The organism is Skermanella sp. (genome assembly GCF_059503625.1).
The window spans coordinates 1-6,082 of the sequence record NZ_JCACHA010001020.1 but is presented as its reverse complement, the minus strand read 5'-3'; the positions used below and the strand labels follow the sequence as shown (position 1 = coordinate 6,082).

Below are 6,082 nucleotides of genomic sequence, written 5' to 3'. Positions count from 1 at the left end.
CCGTCGCCTTCGATCCCTCGGAACTCTGATCCGCAAAAACGAAGCGCCGGGTTTACCCCCTCCGGTTGGAGCGGGGTAACCCGGCGCTTCATGCAGCCGGCGCTATACGCGAGGATCAGAAGTCCAGGCGCGTGCCGACGATGACGACGTAGCCTTCGTTGCTGACCGACGGCCCGGCGTTCGAGGCGGCGCGGAGTTCCTCGTCGATATACATGAACTCCGTCTGGACGACCAGCCCAGGCGCCAGGGTATAGGCGGCGCCGACGCCATAGGCCTTGTAGTCGCTGGCATAGGTGCCGCCGGCGCTCTTGTAGCCTTCGGCATCCATGTAGCTGGCGCCGACCGCGACGGGGCCGGCGGTGTAGCTGATGCCGGCATGCCAGACCGACTGGTCGGCACCGGCAGAGCCGGTCGTCACGTTGAAGTCGTCGGCATCGACATAGCCGCCGCCGACAAGGAAGCCGCCGAAGCCGACCTGGGCGCCGACGTTCCAGGCCGTGAAGTCTTCCAGCTCGGTGCCCGCCGCTGCGTCGCCCTTGCCGCTGGCGCTCGACACGGTGGCGCCCAAGGCCACCGAGAAGCCGGAGAACTCACCGGTATAGTTGACGCCGCCCTCGATCCAGTCCTTGTAGCCGACCGTATCCTTGAATTGGACGACGTTCTGCGCCTGGCTGTCGCTTTCCGGCGCATAGCTGACGCCGGCCTGGAAGCCTGCGAAGCGCGGGGTCAGATACATGACCTTGGTCGCGTCGCCGGCATTGGGGATGTGGATGCCGAAGGAGGGCTGACCGCCGAAGTCGAGGCCCGAAACCGGGTCCGTGACCGCCGCGAAGTCGCCGTAGTCGCCGTCGATCTGCTCGGTGCCGACCAGCGGGGCATAGATCTTCAGGGTGTCGGCGGCGCCGTCGAAGTCGCCGAGTTCGATACGGCCCCAGGTGCCGCCCAGATAGACCGAAGCCTCGTCGGTGCCGACGCCGGTAGCACCCCCGCCGCCAGTGCTGTTCTGCAGCTCGATCTTGGCGCCGTAAAGGAGGCCGTTGTCGGCCTTGCCGTCGGCACGGACGACGATTTCGGTCTCAAGCTCGAACTCGCGGTTGGTGCGGTTCGATGAGTCGTCGTCGTAGAACCCCGCGAAGAACTCAGTGTAACCGCCCAAGGACACAGTGATCTGTGCCTGTGCAACCGACGCGAACAGCATACCGCCCGCAAGCGCGGTACCAGTGAGAAGGATACGCTTCATGTGTCTGCCCCGTCCAAAATTTGTTATCCCGTCGCGGCCATTGAGTTTATTACTTCCACGCCGGTCGCCTTATTGATGCGCAATATCCAAAAATCTAAAAGTCCGAATTTTCGTGACATTCTAAAATCCGGGTATTCGTGATTAATTAGTAACATAATTCTATTGGGGTATTTCTTTCAGGGTAATAGAACGCACGTTCAGGCCGTAAGTCATAATTGACTCAGTATATATTACCTGATCCGGGCCAGTCATATACGAGTCACGGCGTTTGACAGCCCAGCCGCCGACGCGTCATATTCCAGGGAAACCAGAGGCCTGACCGAGCCATGCATCGCTTTGCAAATCCCGCGCGTTTCCTGCGGATATCCAACGCCGTCCTGCCCTGGGCGGCGGGCATCACCGTCGTCCTGATGATCGCCGGGCTGTATCTGTCGCTGGTCGCGTCGCCGGCCGACTATCAGCAGGGTGACACGGTTCGGATCATGTATATCCATGTGCCGTCCGCCTGGATGGCGCTGTTCATCTATACGAACATGGCGATCGCAGCCGCCGTCGGTCTGGTCTGGAAGCACCCGCTGGCCGACCTGTTCACCAAGGCCGCGGCACCGATCGGCGCCGGCTTCACGGCGCTCTGCCTGATAACGGGCAGCCTGTGGGGCGAGCCGATGTGGGGCACGTGGTGGGTCTGGGACGCGCGGCTGACGAGCGTCCTGATCCTGTTCTTCCTGTATCTGGGTTACATGGCGCTGGTGAACGCCTTCGACGATCCGACGCGGGGCGCCAAAGCCGGCGCGATCCTGGTCCTGGTCGGCGTGGTCAACGTGCCCATCATCAAGTTCTCGGTCGACTGGTGGAACACGCTGCACCAGCCGGCCAGCGTCGTCCGCATGGGCGGCCCGAGCATCGACCCCAGCATGCTGTGGCCGCTCCTGATAATGGGCTTCGCCTTTACCGCCTATTTCGTGACGGTCGTCCTCCTGCGTGTGCGCAGCGAGATCGCCGCCCGCAAGATCCAGACCCTGCGCCTGACCCAAGCGCAGGGGTAAATCGTCCGGGACGCCGCCTGCCGGTCAGATGCTTGGATCGAAAGACCTGCCGCGGCTCGGGCGCGACGCGTAGCGGCCCCCGCCGATCACCGCCGCCGCCAGCACGCCAAGGCCGGCGACCGCCGCGACCGTCGCCAGCGGATGCATCGCCGCCGCCGTATAGGCGCTGTGTTCGCGCACCAGCGCATGACGTCCGCTCCGGTCCTGGCCGCCGCGGAAGCCGTGATACAGGTTGTCGCTGGAACGGCGCAACGGACCGCCGGCTTTCGTCAGACCGGGCAGCATCGCTTCCATGATCCGGTCGGTCAGGCGCGGCGCCACGCGCTCCGACAGGGAGATCAGCTTGCCGGCCCCGCCGACGATCAGGTCGCGCGTCGGATGCGCGGCCGTGTGCAGAACAGCGCGGGCGACGACCTCCGGCGCATAGACCGGCGGCGGGTTGAGCGGCTCGGCATTGGTCAGGCTGCGGGCATGCTCCTCGAACATGGTGTCGATCGCGGCGGGCTTGATCAGGGTGACCGAAACCGGCGCTCCCTCCGCCTCCAGCTCCATCCGGAACGCGTTGGTGAAGCCCTGGACCGCGTGTTTGGACGCGCAGTAGGCCGCCTGGAGCGGGATCGAGCGGTCGGACAGGACGCTGCCCAGGTTGATCAGCGCGCCGCCATGGCGGCTCAGATGGGTGGCGGCGATTCGGGACCCGATCACGACGCCCCAGTAATTGGTCTCGAACAGCCGGCGCTGGTCCTCCAGCGGCGTGTCCTGCACCTTGCCGTAGATCGAAACGCCGGCATTGTTGATCCAGGTGTCGAACCCGCCGAACTCGCGCAAAGTCGTCTCCGCGACCGCCATCATGGCGTCTTCGTCGGCGGCATCCGCCACGACGAAGATCGCTTCGCCGCCGTCGCGGCGAATATCCGTCTCGACCTCCCTCAGCGCCTTTTCGTCGCGTCCGACCAGCACGAGCCGCGCGCCGCGCTTCGCCGCCATCTTCGCCGTGACGAGGCCGATGCCGCTGGTGGCTCCGGTGATGACGATGATCTGGTCTTCGACGGGTTTCAGATGCACGCGCATGGAGTGCCTTTCGATGATGCGGACAGGGTCGCCGTGATGCTTCCACGGCTTTCTCCGTCGCGCCAACAGGGGAAGGGCTGGGACGGTTCCCGCTGTCAAGTTCCCGGGTCCGCCCAGCGGCCCGCCTTGTTTACCATCTGCCGCGCTGTCATATTGGCCGCAGAAGCCGGGAAGCGGTGTGCAAATGATTCGCATCGGGGCGACACATGCGGCAAGGCGTCGCGATAAGGTGCCGTTCCGGTATGCAGGGCCAAATTGACAATAGACCGAACGGGTCGCTTTGCCCTTTATTCGGCGCATTCTGGTGGGAGGACTGGCTGGTGCGAGGACTGGCGGAGACGATGGCGGACGGGATCGACCGGCCGGGCGTCGTGCTGAGGATCATCTGGCGGGACAATGGCTGAGTTCTTTTCGATGGGCGGCTACGCCGCCTATGTGTGGCCGGCCTACGGCATCGCGGCGGTCATTCTGGTGACGATGCTGATCGTCAGCCTGCGCGGCCTGCGCCGGCACGAAGCGCTGCTGAAAACACTGGAGACGAGCCGGCCGCGCCGGAGGGAGCGGAGCCGACGCGCTCCCGCGTCCGCGCCCACGACCGTGCCGGCGGCTGAAGGACACGAAGGATGACCCGCAAGAAACGCCGCCTCTATATGCTGGGACTGGCCCTGCTCGGCCTCGGCACCGCGACCGCCCTGGCCCTGACCGCGTTCGAGGACAATCTGGTCTTCTTCTACAGCCCGTCCGATATCGCGGCCCAGCATGTCGGCGAACGCAATTTCCGGCTGGGCGGCCTGGTCGAGGAGAACAGCGTCAAGCGGCTGCCCGACGGCCTGACGATCGAGTTCCGCGTCACCGACACCGCGCAGACCGTGCCGGTGACCTATTCCGGCATCGTCCCGGACCTGTTCCGCGAAGGTCAGGGCGTCGTCGCCGAAGGCCGGATGCGGCCCGACGGCGTCTTCGTCGCCCGCGAGGTGCTGGCCAAGCACGACGAGAACTACATGCCGCCGGAAGTGGCCGATGCGCTCAACCGCGCCGGCGCGCCGCAGCACGCGACCAAATCGCTTGCCGAACCGGTCAACCCGCTTGCGGAGCCTGTCTCCAAGACGGCCAAGGAATAGCGCCATGATCCCCGAAATCGGCCATTACGCCCTTGTCCTGGCGCTGTTCCTGGCGCTGGTTCAGTCGGTCATCCCCCTGGTGGGTGCGGCGCGCGGCGACACCGCCTGGATGGACGTGGCGAAACCGGCCGCGGTCGGCCAGTTCGCCATGATCCTGGCCAGCTTCCTGGCGCTGACATATGCCCATGTGGTGTCCGATTTCAGCGTCCTGAACGTGGTCCAGAACAGCCACTCGATGAAGCCGATGCTCTACAAGGTGGCGGGCGTCTGGGGCAACCACGAGGGATCGATGGTCCTGTGGGTCCTGATCCTGGCGATGTTCGGCTGCGCGGTGGCCCTGTTCGGCCGCAACCTGCCGCCGACGCTTAAGGCCCGCGTCCTGTCGGTGCAGGCGATGATCGGCGTCGGTTTCCTGCTGTTCATCATCGCCACCAGCAACCCCTTCACCCGAGTCGACCCGGCGCCGCTCGACGGCACCGACCTCAACCCGCTGCTCCAGGACCCTGGACTGGCGTTCCACCCGCCGTTCCTCTACTTCGGCTATGTCGGCTTCTCGATGGCGTTCTCCTTCGCCGTGGCTGCCCTGATCGAAGGCAGGATCGATCCCGCCTGGGCGCGCTGGGTGCGGCCCTGGACGCTCGCCGCCTGGGCCGGCCTGACCTTGGGCATCGCCCTGGGATCGTGGTGGGCCTATTACGAACTCGGCTGGGGCGGCTGGTGGTTCTGGGACCCGGTCGAAAACGCCTCCTTCATGCCCTGGCTGGCCGGAACGGCGCTGCTGCACTCGGCGATCGTGGTGGAAAAGCGCGACGCGCTGAAGAGCTGGACTGTCCTGATCGCCATCCTGACCTTCGTGCTGTCGCTGATCGGGACCTTCCTGGTGCGTTCCGGCGTGCTGACCTCGGTCCATGCCTTCGCGGTCGATCCGGCGCGCGGCGTCTTCATCCTGCTGCTGCTGTCGGTCGCGACCATCGGCGCGCTGCTGCTCTATGCCATCCGCGCGCCGTCGATGAAGATGGGCGGTCTGTTCGCCCCGATCAGCCGGGAAGGCGCGCTGGTCCTGAACAACCTGCTGCTGTCCACCGCGACCGCCACCGTCTTCCTCGGCACGCTGTACCCGCTGTTCCTGGATGCGATCGACGCCGGCAAGGTTTCGGTCGGACCGCCGTTCTTCAACTCGACCTTCATCCCGCTGATGGTGCCGCTGATCGCCGCGATGTCGGTCGGTCCCCTGATGGCCTGGAAGCGCGCCGATCTGGCCGGCGCCTTGTCCCGCCTGAAGTTCGCGGCCGTCCTGACCGTCATCTGCGTGCTGGGCGCCCTGTACGCCTATCAGGGCGGTCCGGTGCTGGCGCTGCTGGGCGTCGCGATGGCGGCCTGGGCCTTCTTCGGCGCGCTCGCCGAGTTCGCCGACCGCATCCGCCTGTTCCGGGCGCCGCTGGGCGAAAGCCTGCGCCGGGCGGGCGGATTGCCGCGTTCGGCCTGGGGCATGACCATCGCCCATGCCGGCATGGGCATCGCGATCGCCGGGATGACCGGATCGGCCGCCTGGATGACTGAACGCATCCAGTTGATGCGGCCCGGCGACACGGCGCAGATCGCGG

General features: G+C 65.8%; 7 protein-coding genes. 5 read left to right on the top strand and 2 right to left on the bottom strand.

From position 1 onward, the window contains the following. Positions 1–115 precede the first annotated feature (115 nt). Positions 116–1,240 (bottom strand): porin, encoded by a 1,125-nt coding sequence (locus tag AC5JJ6_RS37190; RefSeq protein ID WP_496046860.1) that lies wholly within the window; start codon positions 1,238–1,240, stop codon positions 116–118. A gap of 326 nt (positions 1,241–1,566) precedes the next feature. On the opposite strand from AC5JJ6_RS37190, the gene AC5JJ6_RS37185 reads away from it, so the two are divergent. Further along, positions 1,567–2,286 (top strand): heme ABC transporter permease, encoded by a 720-nt coding sequence (locus tag AC5JJ6_RS37185; protein ID WP_496046859.1) that lies wholly within the window; start codon positions 1,567–1,569, stop codon positions 2,284–2,286. A gap of 24 nt (positions 2,287–2,310) precedes the next feature. On the opposite strand, the gene AC5JJ6_RS37180 is transcribed toward AC5JJ6_RS37185, so the two are convergent. Beyond that, a complete protein-coding gene (locus tag AC5JJ6_RS37180; RefSeq protein WP_496046858.1) occupies positions 2,311–3,357 on the bottom strand; it encodes an SDR family oxidoreductase in 1,047 nt (348 codons plus the stop codon). A gap of 242 nt (positions 3,358–3,599) precedes the next feature. On the opposite strand from AC5JJ6_RS37180, the gene AC5JJ6_RS37175 reads away from it, so the two are divergent. The 4 genes from AC5JJ6_RS37175 to AC5JJ6_RS37160 all read left to right on the top strand — a co-directional run. Beyond that, on the top strand, positions 3,600–3,761 hold the full coding sequence (locus AC5JJ6_RS37175; protein ID WP_496046857.1) for a hypothetical protein: 162 nt from the start codon (positions 3,600–3,602) through the stop codon (positions 3,759–3,761). Then, positions 3,754–3,984 carry a heme exporter protein CcmD gene (gene ccmD, locus AC5JJ6_RS37170; RefSeq protein WP_496046856.1) on the top strand — a complete coding sequence of 77 codons (231 nt, stop codon included), beginning with the start codon at positions 3,754–3,756 and terminating at the stop codon, positions 3,982–3,984. The genes AC5JJ6_RS37175 and ccmD overlap by 8 nt, the downstream gene beginning before the upstream one ends. Next, complete coding sequence (ccmE, locus tag AC5JJ6_RS37165; RefSeq protein ID WP_496046855.1) at positions 3,981–4,478, top strand: cytochrome c maturation protein CcmE; 498 nt, start codon at positions 3,981–3,983, stop codon at positions 4,476–4,478. Before ccmD ends, ccmE begins: the two co-directional genes overlap by 4 nt. A 4-nt stretch (positions 4,479–4,482) precedes the next feature. Continuing rightward, the coding region (locus AC5JJ6_RS37160) for a heme lyase CcmF/NrfE family subunit (protein WP_496046854.1) at positions 4,483–6,082 on the top strand (1,600 nt) is incomplete at its 3' end.